We start from the raw sequence: 820 nt of genomic DNA, 5'->3' as shown, positions 1-820 counted from the left end.
AAACCGACAAGGGGTTCAACAACTCTTGCGATTGCCTTTCCTTCATCAGGGCAGGGGATATTGGTGACGTAAGTCACGTCAAAGGTTAAAATTGCACCGTGGAGTGCTAGAGCGCCATTATCACCAAAGGCAAAAGCAATATTTTGCAGGCGGCATGTCTCAACGGTGTTGTTAAGATTGGGGTTGGCATGGAAAATCTCTTCAACTTCCCATGCTAATTGGTCAACAAAACGTGCGCCATCTTCACATGTTGCATAGCATTCAACATCTAGCGTTAAAACACGCCGCCTTAAGCCAAAATCATGTCCATCTTCAATGGTTTCATTTTGCGTTGAGATATTAATAGCTGGCATTGCTTCAATAAATAAATTGAAATCACGCATATTGAAAACATTGTCACCAGCTGCCGTCTTTGCTGCTTTGATCAACGCAACAAATGTTTCTCTTATCGTCTCGCGGGGATGTTTCATTATTTCTGTTCTCGCAAGATAAGCTTATACATACCGGATTCAGAGGCTTGGACATCTGTAACAGTGAAGTGTTCTTGAGAAGAGGGGGCTTTGTTATTTTCAGGTGAGATGATCACAATACTATCTTGAGGTTTTGGTGGTATTCCCCCGATGTCATTGATACAAAGATCAAGTTCCTTTCTTGGAATTGTGGTGGGGATTCTGCCACCGGCGTCCGATTCTGAATGTTTAATGCCGTAAATCGCTGTGATACGAAAAGATTGCTGGTTGTCCTTTCGCGTGTAGATGATGGGCTGCCCAAAAGTGTTGCGCACATCTTTAACCATTTGGTTTAGCAGCCCGTTCCACCG

At 43.7% G+C, this 820-nt stretch carries 2 protein-coding genes; both read right to left on the bottom strand.

Features of this window, described 5'->3' with window-relative positions; all coding sequences use genetic code 11:
• The coding region (locus tag ACFINS_RS09965) for a hypothetical protein (protein WP_375706171.1) at positions 1-470 on the bottom strand (470 nt) is incomplete at its 3' end.
• On the bottom strand, positions 470-820 hold a 351-nt coding region (locus ACFINS_RS09960; RefSeq protein ID WP_375706170.1), incomplete at its 5' end, for a hypothetical protein. The genes ACFINS_RS09965 and ACFINS_RS09960, both read right to left, overlap by 1 nt.

Origin of the sequence: Bartonella sp. AA2SXKL, from assembly GCF_042197205.1 — a bacterium.
Taxonomy (GTDB): Bacteria; Pseudomonadota; Alphaproteobacteria; order Rhizobiales; family Rhizobiaceae; genus Bartonella.
The sequence above is the reverse complement of the archived record's forward strand: the minus strand, read 5'-3'. Positions and strand labels throughout refer to the sequence as shown.